The organism is Clostridium sp. TF06-15AC, assembly GCF_003481165.1.
GTDB lineage: Bacteria > Bacillota > Clostridia > Lachnospirales > Lachnospiraceae > Otoolea > Otoolea fessa.
On sequence record NZ_QUKS01000001.1, the window covers coordinates 74,542 to 97,906 of the forward strand.

At 50.4% G+C, this 23,365-nt stretch carries 20 protein-coding genes; 19 read left to right on the plus strand and 1 reads right to left on the minus strand.

The genetic code is table 11. From position 1 onward, the window contains the following. Positions 1 to 145 precede the first annotated feature (145 nt). From DXC57_RS00385 to DXC57_RS00440, 12 genes are all read left to right on the plus strand, one after another. The gene (locus DXC57_RS00385) at positions 146 to 1,486 is read left to right on the plus strand and encodes a lanthionine synthetase LanC family protein (protein ID WP_182457169.1); all 1,341 of its coding nucleotides are present in this window, start codon (positions 146 to 148) and stop codon (positions 1,484 to 1,486) included. A gap of 241 nt (positions 1,487 to 1,727) precedes the next feature. Beyond that, a complete protein-coding gene (locus tag DXC57_RS00390) occupies positions 1,728 to 2,729 on the plus strand; it encodes a hypothetical protein (protein ID WP_118650675.1) in 1,002 nt (333 codons plus the stop codon). A 408-nt stretch (positions 2,730 to 3,137) separates the two neighbouring features. Then, positions 3,138 to 4,490 (plus strand): SLC13 family permease, encoded by a 1,353-nt coding sequence (locus DXC57_RS00395; protein ID WP_118650677.1) that lies wholly within the window; start codon positions 3,138 to 3,140, stop codon positions 4,488 to 4,490. Between the two features lie 12 nt (positions 4,491 to 4,502). Next, positions 4,503 to 5,117, plus strand: coding sequence for a cytidylate kinase-like family protein (locus tag DXC57_RS00400; protein ID WP_118293659.1), 615 nt, complete (start codon positions 4,503 to 4,505; stop codon positions 5,115 to 5,117). Between the two features lie 320 nt (positions 5,118 to 5,437). Continuing rightward, on the plus strand, positions 5,438 to 6,304 hold the full coding sequence (locus DXC57_RS00405) for a patatin family protein (protein ID WP_118650679.1): 867 nt from the start codon (positions 5,438 to 5,440) through the stop codon (positions 6,302 to 6,304). Positions 6,305 to 6,479: 175 nt separating this feature from the next. After that, positions 6,480 to 7,469: a phosphate acyltransferase PlsX gene (plsX, locus tag DXC57_RS00410; protein ID WP_106999768.1), complete on the plus strand. Its 990-nt coding sequence runs from the start codon at positions 6,480 to 6,482 to the stop codon at positions 7,467 to 7,469. A gap of 101 nt (positions 7,470 to 7,570) precedes the next feature. Beyond that, positions 7,571 to 7,801 (plus strand): acyl carrier protein, encoded by a 231-nt coding sequence (gene acpP, locus DXC57_RS00415; protein WP_106999769.1) that lies wholly within the window; start codon positions 7,571 to 7,573, stop codon positions 7,799 to 7,801. Between the two features lie 185 nt (positions 7,802 to 7,986). Further along, a complete protein-coding gene (gene rnc, locus DXC57_RS00420; protein WP_107000387.1) occupies positions 7,987 to 8,679 on the plus strand; it encodes a ribonuclease III in 693 nt (230 codons plus the stop codon). Between the two features lie 2 nt (positions 8,680 to 8,681). Continuing rightward, positions 8,682 to 12,263, plus strand: a complete 3,582-nt coding sequence (smc, locus tag DXC57_RS00425) for a chromosome segregation protein SMC (protein ID WP_118650681.1) — start codon at positions 8,682 to 8,684, stop codon at positions 12,261 to 12,263. Between the two features lie 40 nt (positions 12,264 to 12,303). Then, a complete protein-coding gene (gene ftsY, locus DXC57_RS00430) occupies positions 12,304 to 13,254 on the plus strand; it encodes a signal recognition particle-docking protein FtsY (RefSeq protein ID WP_117795274.1) in 951 nt (316 codons plus the stop codon). Between the two features lie 166 nt (positions 13,255 to 13,420). Further along, positions 13,421 to 14,698 carry a threonine ammonia-lyase gene (ilvA, locus tag DXC57_RS00435; RefSeq protein ID WP_118650683.1) on the plus strand — a complete coding sequence of 426 codons (1,278 nt, stop codon included), beginning with the start codon at positions 13,421 to 13,423 and terminating at the stop codon, positions 14,696 to 14,698. Positions 14,699 to 14,746: 48 nt separating this feature from the next. Continuing rightward, a complete protein-coding gene (locus DXC57_RS00440; protein WP_118650685.1) occupies positions 14,747 to 16,000 on the plus strand; it encodes a chloride channel protein in 1,254 nt (417 codons plus the stop codon). 128 nt (positions 16,001 to 16,128) lie between these two features. Here the strand turns inward: DXC57_RS00440 and DXC57_RS00445 are convergent, their stop codons facing one another. Beyond that, a complete protein-coding gene (locus DXC57_RS00445; RefSeq protein WP_022360458.1) occupies positions 16,129 to 16,422 on the minus strand; it encodes a helix-turn-helix transcriptional regulator in 294 nt (97 codons plus the stop codon). 528 nt (positions 16,423 to 16,950) lie between these two features. Here DXC57_RS00445 and pyrH point away from each other — a divergent pair. The 7 genes from pyrH (at position 16,951) to ispG (ending at position 23,365) form a co-directional block, all read left to right on the plus strand. Beyond that, entirely contained in the window at positions 16,951 to 17,652 is a 702-nt protein-coding gene (pyrH, locus tag DXC57_RS00450; protein WP_106999774.1) for a UMP kinase, read from the plus strand. Positions 17,653 to 17,665: 13 nt separating this feature from the next. After that, complete coding sequence (gene frr / locus DXC57_RS00455; protein ID WP_022360460.1) at positions 17,666 to 18,220, plus strand: ribosome recycling factor; 555 nt, start codon at positions 17,666 to 17,668, stop codon at positions 18,218 to 18,220. A gap of 125 nt (positions 18,221 to 18,345) precedes the next feature. Beyond that, the gene (locus DXC57_RS00460; protein ID WP_118650687.1) at positions 18,346 to 19,071 is read left to right on the plus strand and encodes an isoprenyl transferase; all 726 of its coding nucleotides are present in this window, start codon (positions 18,346 to 18,348) and stop codon (positions 19,069 to 19,071) included. Positions 19,072 to 19,083: 12 nt separating this feature from the next. Beyond that, on the plus strand, positions 19,084 to 19,884 hold the full coding sequence (locus tag DXC57_RS00465) for a phosphatidate cytidylyltransferase (protein ID WP_022360462.1): 801 nt from the start codon (positions 19,084 to 19,086) through the stop codon (positions 19,882 to 19,884). 42 nt (positions 19,885 to 19,926) lie between these two features. Then, complete coding sequence (locus DXC57_RS00470; protein WP_022360463.1) at positions 19,927 to 21,069, plus strand: 1-deoxy-D-xylulose-5-phosphate reductoisomerase; 1,143 nt, start codon at positions 19,927 to 19,929, stop codon at positions 21,067 to 21,069. Between the two features lies 1 nt (position 21,070). Further along, positions 21,071 to 22,198 carry an RIP metalloprotease RseP gene (gene rseP / locus DXC57_RS00475; RefSeq protein ID WP_118650689.1) on the plus strand — a complete coding sequence of 376 codons (1,128 nt, stop codon included), beginning with the start codon at positions 21,071 to 21,073 and terminating at the stop codon, positions 22,196 to 22,198. A gap of 90 nt (positions 22,199 to 22,288) precedes the next feature. Next, entirely contained in the window at positions 22,289 to 23,365 is a 1,077-nt protein-coding gene (ispG, locus tag DXC57_RS00480) for a flavodoxin-dependent (E)-4-hydroxy-3-methylbut-2-enyl-diphosphate synthase (protein WP_117795284.1), read from the plus strand.

A 23,365-nucleotide genomic window follows, 5' to 3' on the forward strand; every position in this document is an offset into this window, starting at 1 on the left:
ATACATGACAGACGATAAAAAAGAATTTATAATAGAGTCTGTGTGAGAAAAAGAACAACTGTGCTATATCACCTGCATTGAAGCCTATTGTATATGGGAAAATCAGGTATATAGCATGCTTGCTATAGAAGAGAGGTTCAAATACGTGGGAACAGCAGAAAAATATTTAGATGCTGCGAAGGCAGCCATGAATTTTATCAACACAAGAAAGAGAACGGATGAGGAAGGTATCTACTGGACGCTTGCAGATGCGGCGGCGGGAAAGCCGAGTTATTATGACGAAATATGCATGTACGCAGGTGCTTCGGGCATTATCTGTTTTCTTCTGTCTCTGTATGAAGATACGCAGGATGCGGCATATCTGGATGAGGCGAAAGAAGCGGGCTGTTATCTGGAATACCGCTGGAGAAAGAGACGCGAACTGAAACGCAATTTCTCCCCGTATGCATTTTCAACCGGATGGGGCGGCGCCTCGTTTGCCTTGCTTCAGATGTATCTTGTAACGAAGGACGAACATTACCGCGCGCTGGTAGAGGAGATTCTCGACCAGGCGGTTCGGGATGCAATCCCGGTCAAAGAAGGCGAGGGCTATTACTGGTCCACATATCCGGGCATCGTCGGAACCGCGGGAACCATTCTCGTTATCTTAAATGCGGCTGAGAAATTGGGACGCGAGGACTGGAAGGAGTTTGCGGTCAAAGCAGGACGCTATTTTCTGACAAGAGGACGCGATATGGGAAATGGAATGATCTGCTACACGGGCGTCGATCCGACCTACTTTGGCGCTGGAAAAGATTATATCGACCCGAATTTCCCGATGGGAACCGGCGGAATCGGATTCCTGATGCTGAAGCTTTACGAAGTCAGCGGAAAGAAGGAATTTCTGGATGCGGTCAAGGGCGTGCCGGAGTATATGGACACGGTGGCAGTCAAGATGCGTGCTGGAAAATTGCTTCCGCATGCGCTCCCGGATCGTCCGGATCTCTTTTATCTGGGCTACTGCCACGGACCGGCAGGAACCAACCGTTTCTACTATGAGCTGTACAAATTCAGCGGCGATGCGAAATACCGCCATGAGATCGAGGAGCTTGTCAAAGGACTTGAGGCGACCGGTGCACCGGAGAAACGTTCGGCTGGATACTGGGATACGGAAAATATCTGCTGCGGAACCGCAGGTCTCTTAAATATGTACCTGGGACTCTGGGCGGCATTTGGCGAAGAGCATGATCTGGAGTATGCGAGACGCTGTGCAAAGGTGCTGATGGATACGGCGGTCTTCGAAGATGGTGCGGACGGCGGACAGGCAAGCTGGAAATTTGCGCTTGATCGCGTAGCACCGGAACGCCTGAGCACGCCGATTGGTTTTCTCGACGGTGCGGCAGGTATCGGTTCGGTTCTCCTTCAGATGGCGCGGGCAGAGCGCGGCGATTTCCATACGGTAAGAGCGGTGGATGATCCGTTCCCGGAGAGAAAGTTAGAGAAGTAAAATGGCTGTTCGGGCAGAGGTGCTGTTTGTGGGCGGTATATTTGGATGTGTTTGAAATAAAATGTGCTGTGAGATAGTTGCTGTTCACGTATGTGTGAACAGTAACGTGAGATACTGATACTATGTAGATGGCGGTGTTGTATGCAAAAAGGTGTACAATGCCGCTATTTTTTGTTAATATAGAGAAGAAAGAAAAAAGAGGGATAATATTTTATAAATATCACGTTAGGAGGTTTTACATATGAAAAGGGGAAAATATTTACTTTTGACCGTCACAGCCGCCGCGCTTCTGGCGGCGATCCCATTTCAGGCATTTGCGTCGAAGGATACGGAGGACCGCAGCCCGGTTGGCTCGATCGGCTTAAATGTTTCGTCCTCGATCCATGTCGGTGATGAGAGTTCAGATGTGGATGTTTCGCTCGATTTCGGTGACTGCGATATTTCCAATGTTGATGTGATCAACGAGCCGTCCGGTAAATGGGTGGACAAGGATAAGCCAAAGCTGGAGGTTACTCTGGAGGCGGACGATGATTATTATTTTAAATCCGGTTATGCGAAAAAGAATGTGACCCTGAGCGGTGACAGTGCGACGGTTACTTCCATCAAGCGCAAGGGCGATGAGGAACTCCGGGTCGTGATCACCCTGAAAGCTTTAAAAGGAACCTCCAGTGATTACAGCCTGGATGTTGATGAGGCAGAGTGGGATCAGATGGATGGCGTTGCAGAGTGGAACGGCAGTGAGGATGCGAAATACTATGAGCTGCGCGTTTACCGGGATGAGAAATTTTTAAGTACGGTAAAACCGGGAAAAGAAACGAAATACAATCTTGGACGTTATCTCACGCAGGCGGGAACCTACACGTTTGATGTGCGCGCGGTTTACAGCGATTCACGGCACGGCGAATGGCAGACATCGGATTCCTTCACAATCACGGCGGAGCAGGCGCAGGAGATTCAGAAGACGCTTGCCTTCAAGGAAGCGGGCAGCGGTCCGGCAGCCGGTGCGTGGGAACAGGATGCGCTTGGATATAAGTACCGCAATTCCGATGGAAGCTATGTGACCAATAACTGGCAGCAGATTGGCGGTGCGTGGTATTTCTTCGATGAAAATGCATATTGCAAGACGAATACCTGGGTGTTCTGGAATGGAAAATGGTATTATCTGGATGTAAACGGCGCGATGTTAGTTAATACGACGACGCCGGACGGCAAGCAGGTCGGGGAAGATGGGGCGCTTCTGTAAAATTTTTAAGAAACAATTTTGATGAAAATCCGTCAGGGAAGATGGAGACAGAATTGTAAAATAGATGTGAGAAGAGGCAGATTGCACGGAATATGCGGTCTGTCTCTTTTACATTTAAAAACAGAGAAAAATAAAGAGAATATTTGCAAACAGAACGATGGTAGAATGAAAACACATACATGAAAAGAGTGCCAAAGGACAAGCTGGCAGTTATTTCTGATGGAATAAAAAAATTAACAAAAAGTATACTTGCATATTGTGAAATAAGTAGTAAGATAGAGGTGGTATCTCATGACTGCCTATTTTTTAACAATCTAGGGGAAGGGGCGGTCTGAGAAGAGACTGCAAGGGGTTCTAAGCCAGTATGGAGGATGGCAGAAAAAGGACTGACAAAGGAGGGGCACAAAGATGGCAGCACAAATTTTGGCTGTGATTATTTTTATTGTAATGTTTGGACTTATCATCTGGGATCACATTGAGAGGCATATCGTATCGCTCGGATGCGGGCTTCTGACGCTGGTGCTGGTGTTTGGCGTCTGTATGCACAGTGAGGCGGCAGCGTCGGAGACACTGAGCCTGCACAGCTTCATGGTTCCGAACTTCTGGTTTCAGACCGAGGCGGCGGCAGAGTCCTCGAGCGGCATCAACTGGGCGACGATTCTTTTTATTGCCGGTATGATGCTGATGGTGGAGGGCATGGAGCGCGCGGGATTTTTCCGGTGGCTGTGCCTGACAATCGCCAAGGCGGTACATTATAAGACGATCCCGATTTTTATTTCATTTATGCTGATGTCGGCGTTTCTGGCGATGTTTATCGACAGTATTACCGTTATTCTTTTTTTGGCAGCGGTCACGGTAGAGCTGGCGCATCTTCTGCATTTTGATCCGATTCCGATGATCATTTCAGAGATCTTCTGTTCGAATCTGGGCGGCTCTGCGACGATGTGCGGCGATCCGCCGAATATCATCATCGGAACCTCGCTCGGATATTCATTTAAAGATTTTATTTTAAATACAGGTATGATGGCGGGTGTTTCGCTGATTTTTATCGTGCTGTTTTTCTATTTTTCCTTTAGGAAAGAATTAAAGGCGAGTGAAAAGCATGACGAAGCGGTTACATATCCATCCCCACAGGAGGCGATCGCGGATCGGAAACGGTTTGCGGTCAGCGTGGTGATCTTTGCGGCGGCGATCGTGATGCTGGTGACGCATGCACAGACGGGACTGACAGTTGCGACGATCGGCGTATTTATCGGTGCTTTTTCGCTGCTGGCATCCGGCGGTGAGGCGCTCAGCATGATTAAGAAGCTTGACTATAAGACGCTGCTATTCTTCATTGGTCTTTTTGTCGTGGTCGGCGGCATGGAGCAGACGGGCGTCCTAAATTCTTTAGCAGGGATCATTGACGCAGTCAGTGGAAATAATGTAAAATGGGTAGTAGCGATTGTGCTGTGGCTGTCGGCGCTTGCGAGTGCATTTGTGGACAATATCCCATTTGCGGCGACGATGATCCCGGTTATCCGGAGTCTGGCGCAGGCAGGCGGCATGGATCTCTCGGTTCTGGCGTGGGCGCTTTCGATGGGTACGGATATTGGCGGCTGCGGAACTCCGATCGGAGCCTCGGCAAACGTAGTTGGTATCTCAGTGGCAGCGAAAAACGGACATTTTATCGGCTGGGGGAAATATTGCCGGTATGCAGCTCCGGCGACGGTGCTGGTAATCCTGATTTCCATGGTTTGTATATATGTGAGATACTTTTAAGGGGGCTTTTATATGGAGGAGAGGAAAAACAGAGTGATCATCTCGGTCAGCAGACAGTTTGGCAGCGGCGGACACAAGATAGCGGAAGCGCTGGCAGAGCATTTTGAACTTCCGATTTATGATCATAGGATGCTGGACAGTATTGCCAAGGAAAAGGGGGTGGATCCGCGTGTGCTGGAAAAATACGACGAGAAGCCGCTAAACCGTTTTCTGGCGCGCAATGTCAGCGGATTTTCAAGCTCTCTGGAGAACAATCTGGCGCAGATGCAGTTCAGTTACCTGAAAGACAAGGCCGATTCAGGGGAATCGTTTGTGGTAGTTGGACGGTGTGCGGAGACGGTTTTAAAGGAATATGACGGACTGATCACGATCTTTGTGCTGGGCGATGAGGAAACACGGGTGAAGAGAATTGAGCAGCTGCACGGACTTTCAGAGGACGAGGCGAAACGTCTGGTAAAGACGAAGGACTGGCGGCGGAAATCCTACCACAACTGTTACAGCCGCGGACGCTGGGGAGATTCCAGAAATTATGACCTTTCGATCAACAGCAGCCGGCTGGGAATTGAGGGAACGACGAAGATGCTGGAGGAGTATGTGCAGGCGCGGATGGACGCGATGCAGAAATAAAATAATAGAGATGTCGAAGAAAAAGAGAAAGGGGAACGTGTGCATAGGCGGCGCACGTCCCCCTTTTCCTGCCGAGGTGTTATACGGTTACTGTTCCCGGGTAGGTACTTTTGGAAGCGAAAGTGCCGTAAGAAAACGTGGTGGCAGCAGGAATTTGCCGTATTTAAATGCGAAGCCACGGCAAATTCCGTTACTGGGCACGTATGCGTGAACAGTAACGTTATACTAAAAAATATGGAATTAGATAGAAAAATCGTATTTGCTATCTGTTCGATCTTGTTTTATAGTATATAAGATATTTAATAGGAGTTTGATGATATATGACAGAGTTAAAAAAAGAAAAAAAGACCGGTCTCGTTCTGGAGGGCGGCGGGATGCGCGGTATTTACACAGCGGGCGTCCTGGATGTGTTTTTGGATCATGATATTTCATTTGACGGAGTGATCGGCGTCTCGGCGGGGGCAGTGCATGGGGCTTCGTTTGTGTCGGGGCAGAAGGAGCGGAGCATCCGTTATTATAAAAAATACTGCAATGACAAGCGTTTTATGAGCTTTAAAAACTGGCTGCGGACGGGAAATCTGGTGGACGAGCAGTTCTGCTTCCATGATATACCGGAACGGCTGGATCCGTATGATTACGAGGCATTTGACCGGGGAAATACACGGTTTTATGTGGCATGCAGCAATGTGGAGACAGGGAAAGCAGAGTATCTGGAGATTAAAGATATGTTCAAAGATGTCGAATATTTCCGTGCGACGGCATCCCTTCCGTATGTGTCCCATATGGTCGAGGTTGGTGGAATGAAGCTTCTGGACGGCGGCTGCACGGACAGCATTCCGTTGCATGCGTTCGCTAAGATGGGGTATAAAAAATGCGTCGTTGTGCTGACCCGTCCGGCGGGCTACCGCAAGAAACCGGGCAATCTCTGGCTGCCGGAGGCGGCATATCACAAATATCCGGCGTTCGTGAGGGCGCTTCGCAGCCGCTATTATTTCTATAATAAGACGGTGGAATGGATCGATCGCCTCGAACAAGAGGGAAAAATTTTTGTTATCCGTCCGAGCGTGGCGCTTCCAATCGGCAGAACCGAACATAGTGTTGAAAAATTGCAGGAGACGTACGATATCGGCAGGAAGGATGCTGCCAATCAGATGCATGCAATGGAAAATTGGTTCAAATCTTATTGATTTATAGATTGATCTCTAGTATAGTAAAGATTGATGTAATGTGGCTGTGGACAATAAAAAGCGGGACAGCTGCAGCGTGACGATGAAAGAGCGATTCGTTCGGACCACATATGCCGCAGTGGCGGAAGACAGGTTTGGTATGTGTATCGCTATAAATATAGAAGGAGAACACGCAATGGTTAAGATAGCAGTAGATGCCATGGGGGGCGACAACGCACCGGGTGAGATCGTGGCAGGTGCCGTGATGGCAGCCCAGTCGAGGGAAGATATTCAGATTTTCCTGATCGGCAAGGAAGAAGTCGTATCAGAAGAATTAAAAAAGCATACATATAAGAAAGAACAGATCGAGGTTGTCAATGCGACTGAGGTCATCGAGACGGAGGAACCGCCGGTCAATGCGATCCGCACGAAGAAAGATTCGTCTATCGTGGTCGGCATGAATATGGTCCGCAGGGGTGAGGCGGATGCATTCTGTTCCGCGGGCAGCTCCGGCGCGATTCTGGTCGGCGGACAGGTGATCGTCGGCAGAATCAAGGGCGTTGAACGTCCGCCACTGGCTCCATTGATTCCGACAGAAAAGGGCGTATCCCTGCTGATCGACTGCGGCGCCAATGTCGATGCAAGACCGTCCCATCTGGTACAGTTTGCAAAGATGGGCTCCATCTACATGGAACACGTGGTTGGCATCAAGAATCCGCGTGTGGCGATCGTCAACATCGGTGCGGAGGAAGAGAAGGGCAATGCGCTGGTGAAAGAGACATTCCCGCTCTTAAAAGAATGTAAGGACATCAATTTCATCGGCAGCATCGAGGCACGCGAGATTCCGCACGGCGGCGCGGATGTCATCGTTTCTGAGGCATTTGTCGGAAATGTCATCCTGAAACTCTATGAAGGTGTTGGTGCAACCCTGATTTCCATGGTAAAACAGGGCATGATGACGAGCCTGCGCTCAAAGATCGGCGCATTGCTTGTAAAACCGGCGTTGAAGACGACGCTCAAAGCATTCGATGCGAGCCAGTACGGCGGCGCACCGCTTCTGGGCTTGAAGGGGCTGGTTGTCAAGACGCACGGAAATTCCAAGCGCATCGAGGTGTGCAATTCGATTCTTCAGTGTGTGACCTTTAAAGAGCAGGCGATTAATGAAAAGATCAAGGAAAGTCTGTGAAACTTTCGTGAAATTATAAAATGTAGCGGAAAAACGATATGTTTTTAATCAATCTAGAATTCTAAATATTTTAAAATAAGTTCATAGAAAGGAAGAAAATTATGGAATTTGAAAAATTACAGAACATTATCGCGGAGGTACTGAATGTTGAAGCAGATGAAATTACGTTAAATACGACGTTTGTGGATGATCTGGGCGCAGATTCGCTGGATATTTTTCAGATTATCATGGGAATCGAGGAGGCGTTTGATATCGAAATTCCGACTGAGGAGGCAGAAAAGATTGTATCTGTGGGCGACGCAGTAGAGCAGATCAAGAACGCACTGAACTAATTCAATGTTTGTTAAAAAGTTATAGAGAAGTCTGTCAGGCAAAGGGGCTGGGCGGGCTGCCGAAGGGCAGGATCGCGACAGCTCCTTTCCAAAAAGAACGGATGTTTGATTCTGGCTCACAGACACAAATAGCAATGATTGCCGGAATCAGTCAGCAGCAGGACAGGCTGGAAAGAGAGAAATATATGGAGTATACATTAAATAAATTGGAAAAACGGATTGGCTATTCGTTTCAGGACAAGAAGCTTCTGGAACACGCGATGATACACAGTTCGTATGCCAATGAGCACCATCTTGGAAAACTGGGATGCAACGAGCGTCTTGAATTTTTAGGCGACGCGGTGCTGGAAGTGGTATCGAGTGATTTTCTGTTCCGCACGTTTCCGGAGATGCCGGAGGGCGATATGACAAAGACACGTGCGAGTCTGGTCTGCGAGCCGACGCTTGCATTCTGCGCACAGGAGATCGATCTGGGTGGATTTTTGCTGCTTGGAAAAGGCGAGGATGCGACCGGTGGACGGGGGCGCGATTCGGTGGTGTCGGATGCGATGGAGGCACTGATCGGTGCGATTTATCTGGACGGTGGTTTTGCTAATGCAAAAGAGTTTATTCATCGATTTATTCTGAACGATATGGAACACAAAAAGCTCTTTTATGATAGCAAGACTATCTTGCAGGAGATTGTGCAGGGACATACGGACGAGACACTTACATACGTTCTTCTGAAAGAAGAAGGACCGGATCACAACAAGAGCTTCGAAGTGTCCGCGATGCTGGACGGTCAGGAGATCGGGCGCGGCATCGGACGGACGAAAAAATCAGCGGAACAGCGTGCGGCGTATCGTGGGATCCTCACTATCAGAAAACCGCAGGAGTAGGTATGTATTTAAAGAGTATTGAAATACAGGGTTTTAAGTCATTTGCCAATAAAATTCTGTTTGAGTTCCACAACGGAATCACGGGCATCGTCGGGCCAAACGGCAGCGGCAAGAGCAATGTCGCCGATGCAGTGCGCTGGGTGCTCGGTGAGCAGAGAAGCAGGCAGCTGCGCGGCGGCACGATGCAGGACGTTATTTTTGCTGGTACGGAGCTTCGAAAACCGCAGGGATTTGCCTACGTGGCGATCACACTGGATAATGCCGATCACAAACTTCCGATTGAGTACGATGAAGTCACGGTTTCAAGACGTCTTTACCGTTCTGGTGAGAGTGAATATAAGATTAATGGAACGAGCTGCCGTCTAAAAGATATCAACGAGCTCTTTTACGATACGGGTATCGGTAAAGAGGGATATTCCATCATCGGACAGGGACAGATTGATCAGATTTTAAGCGGGCGGCCGGAGGAACGGCGCGAGCTGTTTGATGAGGCGGCTGGAATCGTGAAATTCAAGCGGCGCAAGGCGATCGCACAGAAGAAGCTGGAAGATGAAAAACAGAACCTGATTCGCGTGACGGATATTTTGTCCGAGCTGGAAAAACAGGTAGGACCGTTGGAACGGCAGTCGGAGGAGGCGAAGGAGTATCTGCGTCTGCGGGAAGAGCTGCGCTGCCTGGACGCCAACCTGTTTTTGGCAGAATCGGAGGAATTGAAGCGCCAGATCCGGGAAGTGGAGCAGAAGGAGATAATTCTGACCGGCGATCAGGAGAGTGTGCGGGCGGAATCGGAGACACTGAAATCGGAGTACGAATTGCTCGGAACCGAGCTGGATGCGCTGGATGCGGCGATTGCCGCGGATCGCGAGGCGTGCAGCCGGGAAGACCTGGAACGCCAGGAGAAGACCGGACGGATCGGGGTTCTCAGAGAGCAGATCCGGACGGAGCAGATGAACGAAGAACATATCCGCAGCCGGATGGCATCGATCGACGGCGAAATGCATCAGAAAGAGGAAGAACAGGCGGAATATGAGTCTGAAAAACAGGCACTAAATGCATCGGTGCAGACGATCGAGGCAAAACAGCAGGAAGCGGAGGCAGCAGTCCGTTCGATGGACGAGGCGGTCAGCCGGACGGAAACCTTGATCGAGACGGCAAAAGCCGAGATCATGGACGCTCTGAACCAGAAAGCGGAACTTGCCGCCCGCCGTCAGCGCTATGAGACGATGCTGGAGCAGGCGGATGTGCGCCGGGCGGAAGTGACGCAGAAGCTTTTGAAATTCAAGAGCGATGAGTCGGTTCAGGAAGAGCAGAAAAAAGAAGAAGAAGCCAAATTAGGGAAGGTGCGGGAATCTCTGGAAGCGTTTTCGGCGCAGGAAAAAGAGCTGCAGGAGCAGACGCGCACGGAGGAAGAACAGGAACGCCGCCTGAACCAGAAACTTTCGAGCCTTCAGCAGGATTACCACACGAACCGGACGAGGCTGGAATCGATGCGGAATCTGGCGGAGCGCTACGAGGGCTACGGCGGCAGTATCCGCCGCGTGATGGAAGTCAGGGACCGTGTTCCGGGCATTCATGGCGTTGTGGCGGATTTGATCAGCACGACGAAGAAATATGAGACGGCGATCGAGACGGCGCTTGGCGGCAGCATCCAGAACATTGTGACGGATTCCGAGGAGACGGCGAAACGCCTGATTGAACATCTGAAAAAGAACCGGTATGGCCGTGCGACGTTTCTGCCGCTGACCAGCATGGAACGCCGCCAGAGTTTTGGACAGCCGGGGGCGCTGAAAGAAATGGGTGTTCTTGGACTGGCAAGCGAACTGGTCTCTGCGGATGAGAAATACAGCGGGCTGGTGTCCTATTTGCTGGGACGCGTGGTCGTGGTGGATCAGATCGATCATGCGATTGCGCTGGCAAAGAAATACCGGTATTCTCTCCGGATCGTGACGCTGGACGGCGAGCTTTTAAGCCCTGGCGGTTCGATGACTGGTGGTGCATTCAAGAACAGCAGCAATCTGCTGGGACGCCGCCGTGAGATCGAAGAACTGGAAGCTGCCTGCAAAAAGGCATTGGAACAGGTGGAAGCGGTACAGAAGGAGCTGGCAGAGACAGGGCGCAGGCTGACGGAAGCGAAGAGAACACTGGCATCCGTCCAGGAGAGGCGCCAGCAGATGCAGATCCAGCAGAATACGTTGGAACTGACGATCTGCCAGTTAGAGGCGAGACGGCAGGAGATTGCAGATTCTTCGCAGGATCTGTCTTCAGAAAATCAGGAACTCGAACTGCAGGTAGGCGATCTGCGCGGGGCGCTGCGGGAGCTGCAGACCGAAGAGACGAAGCTTGAAACGTTAAGCAATGAGAAGAACCAGTACGTGGAAGAGCAGCAGACGGGTCTTGAGACGGCGAAAAAGCAGCGTGGGGAAGCGGCGGCAGCCCTTTCAGAGATACAGCTTGGGCATTCCCAGGCGGAGCAGAAGGGCGCGTTTATCGAGGAAAATCTGCGCCGTGTATTGCAGGAGCAGGAACGTCTCCGGGCAGAGAAAGAGAAACTTTCCGGCGGTCACGCGGACAGCAGCGAGACGATCGCTGCCAGAGAGCGCGAGATTGCAGCGCTGGAAGCCGAGATACAGGCGTCCGGGGACAAGCGGACGCAGATGGAACTGGTAATCCAGAACAAGCAGCGTGAGAAGGAAGAAAAGGCGGGGCGGCAGAAAACTTTCTTTGATAAAAAGGAAGAGCTGAACGAACGTCTCCAGCTTTTAGACCGAGAGAACTTTCGTCTCCAGAATCAGAGAGAACGCCTGAATGAGCGCCTGGAGTCGCAGGTCGATTATATGTGGAGTGAGTATGAGCTTACGTATTCGCGCGCGGAAGAGCTGCGGAAGGAAGAGCTGACCTCGATTCCAGAAATGAAGCGGTCGATCAATGAGAAAAAGATGGAGATCCGCGCCCTTGGGAATGTCAATGTCAACGCGATCGAGGACTACAAGGAGATATCCGGCCGATACGAATTTATGAAAAACCAGCATGAAGATCTGGTAGCGGCCCAGGCGGCGCTGGAAAAAATTATCGAGGAGCTCGATGAAGGAATGCGGCGTCAGTTCCGGGAAAAATTTGGTGAGATCCGCCGCGAGTTTGATAAAGTATTTAAGGAATTATTTGGAGGCGGAACGGGTACGCTGGAGCTGTCGCAGGAAGAAGATATTCTGGAGGCAGGCATCCAGATTATTTCACAGCCGCCGGGCAAAAAACTGCAGAATATGATGCAGCTCTCCGGTGGGGAGAAAGCATTGACGGCGATCGCACTGCTTTTTGCAATTCAGAACTTAAAACCGTCGCCATTCTGCCTGCTTGATGAGATTGAAGCGGCACTCGACGATTCCAACGTAGACCGGTTTGCCGGGTACCTGCATAAGCTGACGCGCTACACGCAGTTTATCGTCATCACCCACCGAAGAGGCACGATGGTGTCGGCAGACCGCCTGTACGGTATCACGATGCAGGAAAAAGGTGTGTCCACGCTGGTATCGGTCAGCCTGATCGAGGCGCAGATGGAGCGGGAAGAGGAAAAAGCAGAATTATAATTGCAAAAAAGAGTTCAGAAATAGAAAAGGAGGCGCAGCCATGGGAGATAAGAAAAAGGGTTTTTTCAGCCGTCTGGTAGAAGGGCTGACGAAAACGAGAGATTCCATTGTAGGCGGAATTGATTCCGTATTCAGCGGTTTTTCCGCGATCGATGATGATTTCTATGAGGAGATCGAAGAGACGCTTATCATGGGCGATCTAGGTATCCAGACGACGATGGCGATCGTCGAGGATCTCCGGAAAAAGGTAAAAGAAAACCACATCAAGGATCCGGCAGAGTGCAAGGATCTTCTGATTGCCAGCATCAAGGAACAGATGGATCTGGGCGAAAATGCCTACGAATTTGAAAACCGCAAGTCGGTTGTTCTGGTGATCGGCGTCAACGGCGTCGGGAAGACGACCTCGGTCGGCAAGCTGGCGGGTCAGTTAAAGGATCAGGGCAAGAAGGTCATTCTGGCGGCGGCGGATACATTCCGTGCGGCAGCGATTGAGCAGCTGACGGAGTGGGCAGGACGCGCGGGCGTTGAGCTGATCGCCCAGCAGGAAGGTTCTGATCCGGCAGCTGTTATCTACGATGCGATCGCGGCGGCAAAATCAAGAAATGCCGATGTGCTGATCTGCGACACGGCAGGTCGTCTGCACAACAAGAAAAACCTGATGGAAGAGTTAAAAAAGATCAACCGGATCATCGACAAAGAATATCCGGACGCCTACCGTGAGACATTGGTTGTCCTTGACGGAACGACCGGTCAGAACGCGCTTGCACAGGCAAAACAGTTTATGGAGGTGGCGGATATCACCGGCATCATCCTGACGAAGCTGGATGGCACGGCAAAGGGCGGTATCGCGGTTGCGATTCAGTCCGAGCTTGGTATTCCGGTTAAATACGTCGGAATCGGCGAAAAAATCGACGATTTACAGAAATTCGATGCGAATGATTTCGTCAATGCACTGTTTAAGAGAAATGAAGCATTGACAGAGAATGAATAAAGCTAAAAATAGCTGAGCATGCCACGGCTGAAACTGGTTTGGCGGAGAACAAATCTGCTTAAGCCGTAGATTCAGATAAACAGGACACACCCGGCAGACTGTCTGGTCAGAGAACCGGCAAAAGCAGGGCGCATTCTGAGAAATACGGATAAATGGAGGAAAGACAATGAGTGAGACAATAAAGGAAGAGACAGCAGAGGCGGTACAGGCTGAGCCGCAGGGACTGACGCTGGAGAAATTCGAAGAAGCAACTGAGGTTGTCAGCAAGGTTATTTCCGAGACAAAACTGGTTTACAGTGAATATTTTTCGAATTTGACCGGCAATAAAGTATATTTAAAACCGGAAAATATGCAGTATACAGGTGCTTACAAGGTAAGAGGTGCATTTTATAAGATCAGCACCCTGAGCGATGAGGAGAAACAGCGCGGCCTGATCACCGCATCGGCTGGAAACCATGCACAGGGCGTTGCATACGCGGCAAAACTGGCTGGCTGCAAGGCAACGGTTGTTATGCCGACGACCACGCCGCTCATGAAGGTAAACCGTACCAGAAGCTATGGTGCAGAGGTGGTTCTTCACGGCGATGTATTTGATGAGGCGCTGGCATATGCAAATGAGCTGGCAGCGGAGCACGGATATACCTTTATCCATCCGTTCAACGATCTGGACGTAGCCACCGGTCAGGGAACCATCGCGATGGAGATCATCAAAGAGCTTCCGACCGTTGATTATATTCTGGTTCCGATTGGCGGCGGCGGACTCTGTACCGGTGTTGCAACGCTGGCAAAACTGCTGAATCCGAAGATCAAAGTGATCGGTGTAGAACCGGCAGGTGCAAACTGTATGCAGGAATCCCTGAAAGCAGGAAAGGTAGTGACTCTTCCAAGCGTCAACACAATCGCGGATGGTACTGCCGTTAAACGCCCGGGCGATCTGCTGTTCCCGTACATCCAGATCAATGTGGATGATATCATCACCATCGAGGATTCCGAGCTGATTGTGGCATTCCTTGATATGGTAGAAAACCACAAGATGATCGTTGAGAACTCCGGTCTTCTGACTGTGGCGGCTCTGAAACACCTGAATGTGAAGAAGAAAAAAGTCGTATCCATCCTGAGCGGCGGCAACATGGACGTGATCACAATGGCATCCATCGTACAGCATGGTCTGATCCAGAGAGACCGCGTATTTACCGTATCGGTACTGCTGCCGGATAAGCCAGGCGAACTTGCAAAAGTCGCAACCCTGATGGCAGAAGAGCAGGGCAATGTCATCAAATTGGAGCATAATCAGTTTGTCAGCATCAACCGCAACGCAGCAGTGGAGCTGCGGATCACCGTTGAGGCGTTTGGTACGGATCACAAGAATAAGATAGTGGAAGCGCTCAAGGAAGCAGGCTACCGTCCAAAGCTGGTAAAATCCAAAAATATCTATGATGTCTAAGATGGAAATGAAAAGCAGTGTAGATAGAGCAGACAGGGGAGAGTTGAAATGAAGCGGGAGAAATATGAGCCGGTGTTAAAAAATATTTCCTATTTTATAAAATGGGCGGAAGGCGCGATTGTGATTGGAATTGTGAGCGGCTGCATCGGCACGGCATTTGGAAAATGCGTCCTATGGGTGTCGGCATTTTTTCAGAGCCACCCGTGGATGGTCTTTCTGCTGCCGCTTACCGGTCTTCTGGTTCTGGGTGTTTACCATGTGCTGGGAGAGGATAATAACCGGGGCACAAATATGGTGATCGAATCGATCTATTCGAACACAGAGATCAGTTTTGCGACTGCCCCGGCAGTCTTTGCAGGAACGCTTCTGACGCACTTGGGCGGCGGTTCTGCCGGACGGGAGGGCGCGGCGCTGCAGATGGGAGGAAGCATCGGAACCCAGATCGGAAAATGGCTGAAATTTGATGAGAAAGATAAGAAGATTGCGGTCATGTGCGGCATGAGCGGTGTATTTGCCGCCTTGTTTGGCACACCGATGGCGGCGGCGATCTTTTCAATGGAGGTTATCAGCATCGGCGTTATGTACTATGCAGCGCTGGTTCCGTGTGTCTTTTCTGCCTTTACGGCGGCGGCGCTGGCGAGGTTCTGGGGACTGATGCCGGAGCGGTTTGCGATTGGTGCGGTTCCGGCGTGGAGTATTGAAACAGCGATCGTGGCTGTCGGTCTGGCGGCTGGCTGCGCGCTGGTGTCGGAGCTTTTCTGCATCACGCTCCACACAACGGAACATCTCTACAAAAAATACCTTCCATCGCCGGTCTGGCGGATTCTATCCGGCGCGGCGATTGTGATTGTTTTGACGCTTCTGACCGGTTCGACCCGCTACAACGGGAGCGGCGTCTCCCTGATTGAAAAATGTTTCGAGGGCGAGGGACTTCCATGGGATTTCCTGATGAAAATTCTCTTTACGACGGTTACGCTGGAGGCAGGCTTCAAGGGAGGCGAGATTGTGCCGACCCTGACGATCGGCGCGGCGTTTGGCAGTTTCTTTGCATTTCTCTTTGGACAGCCGGTCGGTCTTATGACCGCCTGCGGTATGCTGGGACTCTTCGTGGGTGTCACAAACTGCCCGATCTCAACGCTTCTGCTGGGCTTTGAGCTTTTTGGCTATGAGGCGATGCCGTTTTTCGTGCTGGTGATTGCAGTCAGCTTTAGTTTCTCTGGTTATTACAGCCTGTATGCGAGTCAGAAATTTATCTACTCGAAGACGAGGACGGAGTTTATTAACCGGAAGACGAATAAATAGGTGGAAAATGCTCACCATAATTTTGATTTTTTACTTTTGAATACCACAAAAAGGGTTCCAATTTATCTTTGGAACCCTAAAATGTCATGCTTTAAAGAAATTCATGAATCTACGTACTCTATCACGATTTATTCATGAAAATCCTGCGGTTTCTCATCACGGAAATCGAGCAGGGCGCGCGGTGCAACCTGCAGAACACCTGCAATATCAAAGAGACTCTCTAAGGAAAGACTCGTTTTCATGTTCGGTGCCTCGATGTTGGATATATGAGTCCGGCTTAAATCGGTCGCCTCTGCTAAAGCCATCTGGCTCATGCCACGGAGTTTGCGGTAATAAGCGATGTTGAGACCTATCTGACGGTAATATTTTTCATAACGGTTTGTCTGCTGCTTGTTAATTTGTTTTTGATCGATTGCTGTCATATTTTTCAAGTGCCTCCCCGATCCGAAAGAATCATGCGTTATTGTTATTTCAGAGATAATAAATAATTACAACTGATATAACTATTGTAGCTGGAAATTGATTTTTATCAAACAATATAATGATTCAAATTTGCAATGTTATAAAATGCATATCCAATAAAACAATGCACATACATGGATTGCACCTAGGAAGGCTGTCAAATAATGCACAGAAAAAGATTGCAGAGGATAAGTGCAGATAAATAATGAGAAGCGGGGGGCAGAATGAGAGCGGCGGGAAAAGGTGAAATAGAAAAAGAAGTAAAACGGGCACTAAAATTTGAGAAAAAATGAAAAACAGGGCGAAGAATCCGTATACAGAAAGGCGTTTTGGGAAAAGGATGAAAGGATGCACAGGATTTACGAAAATTCTATCGCACATTCGGATTTTTTGTGGTAGAATATCTTTGATAAGGTGACGCAGCTTTTTACGGTCATCACAGATAAAATGTACATCAGAACGTACATATAGACAGGGAGAACCGAATTATGGAATTAAAGCGGGTATTACTGAAGCTGAGCGGAGAAGCGCTGGCAGGCGACAAGAAAACCGGGTTTGATGAAGCAACGGTCAAGGAAGTAGCCAGACAGGTTAAGACGGCGGTCGATGACGGAATCGAAGTAGGTATCGTGATCGGCGGCGGAAACTTCTGGAGAGGCCGCCAGAGCAATGCAATCGATCGGACCAAGGCGGATCAGATCGGAATGCTGGCAACGGTCATGAACTGTATTTACGTGTCGGAGATCTTCCGGAGCGAAGGCATGATGACACAGATTCTGACACCATTTGAGTGCGGCTCCATGACGAAGCTGTTTTCAAAGGACAGAGCCAATAAATATTTCTCAAAGGGTATGGTTGTATTTTTTGCAGGCGGTACAGGTCATCCGTATTTCTCAACTGATACCGGTGTAGCGCTGCGTGCGATTGAGATGGATGCAGACTGCATTCTTCTGGCTAAGGCGATCGACGGCGTCTATGACAGCGATCCGAAGATCAACCCGGATGCAAAGAAGTATGATACGATCACGATTCAGGAGGTGATCGACAAGCAGCTGGCGGTCGTAGACCTCACAGCTTCCATCATGTGTATGGAAAATCACGTTCCGATGGCAGTATTCAGCCTGAATGAAAAAGACGGAATTGTAAATGCAATGCGCGGAAAAATTAACGGTACAGTGGTTACCGCATAACTAGGAGGATTTTATGCAGGAGAGATTAAAAGTTTACGAAGAGAAGATGAATAAGTCCTATGACGCACTGCTGAATGAGTATACATCCATTCGTGCTGGACGTGCGAACCCGCATGTACTGGACAAAATCAAAGTAGATTACTACGGCGCACCGACCCCGTTACAGCAGGTGGCAAATATCTCTGTGCCGGAGCCGCGTATGATTCTGATCCAGCCGTGGGAGAAGAAGCTCATTAAGGACATCGAGAAAGCGATCCTGACTTCCGATCTGGGTATCAACCCGAACAACGATGGAAGTGCAGTCCGCCTGATTTTCCCGGAGCTTACTGAGGAACGCCGTAAAGATCTGGCAAAGGATGTTAAGAAAAAGGGCGAGGGCGCGAAGGTTGCAGTCCGCAATATCCGCCGTGATGCAAACGACCTGTTAAAGAAGCTGGAAAAAGGCGGCGAGATCACCGAGGACGAGCTGGCAGATGGCGAGGATCAGATCCAGAAGCTGACTGACAAGATGATCGCAAAGGTTGATAAAGCAGTAGAAGAAAAAACAGCTGAGATCATGACTGTATAAAAATACAATAGAGTTTAAATGTAAAAATCAGGCTGCCTCAAGCAGGGCTGGCCGGCATTGCAGATGCGGATGGCCGGCTGGTCCTGTTTTCTGGCTATTAAGGGAATATTATGGAGGAAAACTGGATGGAAAGGGACATCGAAAACCTGGTAATTCCGCAGCATGTCGCCCTCATTCTGGATGGCAACGGCAGATGGGCGAAGAAGAGAGGTCTCCCGAGAACCGCAGGTCATAAACAGGGGTGTGTGACGGTTGAACAGACGGTTGAGGATGCAGCGAGACTGGGAATCCGTTATCTGACGGTATATGGTTTTTCAACGGAAAACTGGAAACGTTCTGCTGAAGAAGTAGGGGCGCTGATGCAGCTCTTCCGTTTTTATCTGAAACGGCTTTTAAAGATTGCCAAGAAAAATAATGTAAGAGTCAAAATGATCGGCGACCGCACGCGCTTTGACCGTGATATCATCGAGGGCATCAACCGTCTGGAAGACGAGACGGCGGCAAACACGGGCATGACCTTTGTGATCGCAGTCAACTACGGCGGCAGAGATGAGATCACGCGCGCGGTGCGCCATATGATGATGGACTGTCAGGACGGAAAGCTGGTGCCGGAGAACGTGACAGAGCAGACCGTTGCGTCCTATTTAGATACGGCGGGCATCCCGGATCCGGATCTTCTGATCCGCACCAGCGGCGAGATCCGCCTATCCAATTATTTGCTGTGGCAGCTTGCCTACAGTGAGATTTATATCACGGACTGCCTGTGGCCGGATTTCAACCGCGACGAGCTTATAAAGGCAATTGAGCAGTTCAATCAAAGAGACAGACGCTTTGGCGGAGTCAAGGCATAAGGAGGAGTTGCCATGTTCAGAACGAGGCTGATAAGCGGGATTGTGCTTGTAGTACTCGCGATTTTACTGGTTACAAAGGGCGGTGTCCTTCTGTACTGTGTGACCGCCGCGATCTCCCTGATCGGTATGTTTGAGCTTTACCGGGTTATGGGGATTGAGAAAAAAGCGCCGGGCATCGCCGGGTATCTGGCGTGTCTGGGATATTATGGGCTGGTGTGGTTTGAAGGGCAGCATTATGTGACGCTGCTTGCGATTGCAGCCCTGATGGTGCTGATGAGCATTTACGTGTTCACGTTTCCGAAATATGGGACCGAGCAGATTACAGTAGCATTTTTCGGCATTTTTTATCTGGGAATTATGCTTTCCTACCTGTATCAGGTGCGGGCAATGGCGGACGGAAAATACCTTGTCTGGCTGATCTTTTTAAGCTCCTGGGGCTGTGACACCTGCGCATACTGCGCGGGAATGCTCCTTGGAAAACACCGTCTGGCACCGGTTTTAAGCCCGAAAAAATCGATCGAGGGCGCCGTCGGCGGTGTGGTCGGATCGGCTCTGTTAGGCTGCATTTATGCGTATTTCTTCGGTGCGAAGATGGACGAGGTCAGCAATCCGATGGTGGCATGCGCGGTGGCGTGTGCGATTGCGGCGGTCATTTCCCAGATCGGGGATCTGGCGGCGTCGGCGATCAAGCGGAACCACAATGTCAAGGATTACGGAAACCTGATTCCGGGACACGGCGGCGTGCTGGATCGGTTCGACAGCATGATTTTTACGGCACCGGCGATTTATTTTGCACTGACGTTTTTACGATAAAACGAAAGCATGTATGAAAATACAGAAACAGGAGAATAAGAAATGAAAAAAATTGCGATACTTGGATCAACCGGATCGATCGGAACACAGACATTGGAAGTGGTTCGGGCGAATAAAGATATAGAAGTAACGGCTCTGGCGGCTGGAAGCAATATTGATCTTCTGGAGAAACAGATCCGGGAGTTTTCTCCGAAGATCGCGGCGGTCTGGAACGAGGAAAAAGCAAAAGAACTGAAAGACCGTGTGCGCGATCTGGATATCCGTGTCGAGAGCGGCATGGATGGACTTCTCGCAGTGGCAACGGAGCTGGGTGCGGAGATTGTGGTGACAGCGGTAGTCGGAATGATCGGTATCCGCCCGACGATCGCAGCGATGAATGCTGGAAAAGATATTGCACTTGCAAACAAAGAGACCCTGGTAACGGCCGGGCATATCATTATGTCGCTGGCAAAGGAGAAGCATGTCCGCATTCTGCCGGTGGACAGCGAGCACAGCGCGATTTTCCAGAGTTTGAACGGTGAGACGGGAAATAAGATCCACAAGATTCTCCTGACAGCGTCTGGCGGACCGTTCCGCGGATGGACGAGAGAGCAGATGAAAGGTGTTCAGGTCGAAGATGCGCTGAAACATCCGAACTGGACGATGGGGCGCAAGATCACGATCGACAGTTCCACGATGGTAAACAAAGGTCTGGAAGTTATGGAGGCAAGATGGCTCTTTGGCGTGGAGATGGATCAGGTGCAGGTGGTTGTGCAGCCGCAGAGTGTGATTCATTCAATGGTAGAATACGAGGACGGCGCGGTGATAGCGCAGCTCGGCACGCCGGATATGAAGCTTCCGATCCAGTATGCGCTGTATTATCCGGAACGCCGCTTCCTGGCGGGCGACCGGCTGGATTTTGCAAAGCTGGCACAGATTACCTTTGAAGCGCCGGATTTTGAGAATTTCCACGGACTTTCCCTGGCATACAAAGCCGGACGGCGCGGCGGCACGCTTCCGACCGTGTTCAACGCGGCAAATGAGCGGGCAGTCCAGAAATTCCTCGATCGCGAGATCGGATATCTGACCATCACTGATATGATTGAGGCGGCGATGGAACATCACACCGTGAAAGAGAATCCGACGGTCGAAGAGATTCTGGCAGCAGAACAGGAAACCTATGATTTTATAGAGAGCAGGTGGTAGATTGGTAAGTTTGCTGGCGGCGCTGATTGTATTCAGCCTGATTGTGCTGTTTCACGAATTTGGACATTTTTTATTGGCAAAACGGGGCGGAATCTGCGTCGTTGAGTTTTCGCTCGGCATGGGTCCTAGACTTTTCAGTTTTGTGAAAGGCGGGACGCGGTACTCGCTGAAGCTGCTTCCGTTTGGCGGTTCTTGTATGATGCTGGGGGAAGATGAAGGGTATGATGCGCCGGGTGAGACGGAAAAAGGGAGTTCCTGCGATCAGAACCAGAGTCTGACAGATGGAAAAACGGATCGGCTCCTGCTGCCTCCGGGCGCAACGGGGACTTATTTTAATGCGGTTTCTGCCTGGACACGTTTTAAAGTCGTGGTGGCAGGACCTGTATTCAACTTCATTCTGGCGTGGTTTTGCGCCTTTTTCGTGATCAGCTGTGTGGGATTTGATCCGGCGTCGGTTGTCAGTGTTGAGGACGGCTATCCGGCACAGGAGGCGGGGCTGCAGGCGGGCGATACGATCGAGCGCTTAAATGGTACGCGCACCTATCTGTACCGCGATGTGCAGACGTATCTGCAGTTTCATCCGGGAAAGAGTGTCACGGTGGAGTATGTGCGGGATGGGAAATCCTACACGACGCAGATGGTTCCGCGCTATTCCGAGGAGGCGGGACGCTATCTTATTGGAATCAGCGGCGGCGTTTACCGGAAACCGGCGTCCGTGATTCAGACGGCGCAGTATAGCTTCTATGAAGTGCGCTATTGGATCCGTGTGACGTTCAGCAGCCTTGGCATGATTCTGAAGCGGCAGGTCAGCTCGAACGATATCGCGGGTCCGGTGCGGATTGTGTCGATGATCGGCACGACGGTCAAGGAGAGCCAGAGCTACGGACTTATGATTGTGCTTGTCAATCTGGCCAATATGTGTATTCTGCTCAGCGCCAATCTGGGTGTCATGAACCTGCTTCCGGTTCCAGCGCTGGATGGCGGACGGCTTGTATTTATCATTCTGGAGATGCTGCGCGGCAAGCCGGTTGATCCGGAAAAAGAGGGCATGGTCCATATGGTGGGCATGGCGGCGTTGATGACGCTGATGTTATTTGTATTGTTTAATGATATTAGAAATTTATTGTAATGATAATTCATTTGATTCAAAGGCATGAAAGATTCGCTCGAAAAAGGTCGGAAATTTTGTGTCGGAGAAGAATGGTTTGGGAGGAACGATATGGGATACCGGGACGAGACGAAAGTGGTGCAGATTGGAAAACGACAGATCGGCGGCGGCAATCCGATTCTGATCCAGTCGATGTGTAATACGAAAACAGAGGATGTGAAGGCGACCGTCGAGCAGATTCTGGCGCTGGAGCACGCGGGCTGCGATATTATCCGTGTGGCAGTGCCGACAATGGAGGCGGCTGCTGCCCTGACGGAGATTAAACGCCAGATACATATTCCATTGGTGGCGGATATTCATTTTGACTATCGTCTCGCGATCGCGGCGATCGAGTGCGGCGCGGACAAAATCCGTATCAATCCGGGAAATATCGGTTCCAGAGAGCGGATCCAGGCGGTGGTTGACAAGGCAAAAGAGTATGGCGTGCCGATTCGTGTCGGCGTCAACAGCGGTTCTTTGGAAAAGCCATTGGTAGAGAAATATGGCGGCGTGACAGCGGAAGGACTCGTTGAGAGTGCGCTGGATAAGGTTGCCCTGATTGAGCAGATGGGTTATGACAATCTGGTTATCAGCATCAAATCTTCGGATGTTATGATGTGTGTAAAAGCACATGAACTAATTGCAAAAAAGACTCATTATCCGCTGCATGTCGGTATCACAGAGGCGGGAACTGTGATTGCGGGCAATATCAAGTCAGCGGTCGGTCTGGGACTGATTTTGAGTCAGGGAATCGGTGATACGATTCGCGTGTCCCTGACAGGCAGCCCGCTGGAGGAGATCAAGTCGGCAAAGCTGATTTTGAAGACGCTGGGACTTCGTCGGGGTGGCGTGGAAGTTGTTTCATGTCCGACCTGCGGACGCACGCAGATCGACCTCATCGGTCTGGCAAACCAGGTGGAGACGCTGGTACAGGGATATCCGCTGGATATCAAGGTTGCCGTCATGGGCTGCGTGGTCAACGGACCGGGCGAGGCGAAGGAAGCCGATCTCGGTGTAGCCGGCGGTATCGGCGAAGGACTTCTGATACGCAAGGGCGAGATTGTGAAAAAACTGCCGGAGAGTGAACTTTTACCGGCGCTCAAAGCGGAGCTTGACCGGATGGTGGAAGAGAAAAAAGCAAAGGAATGA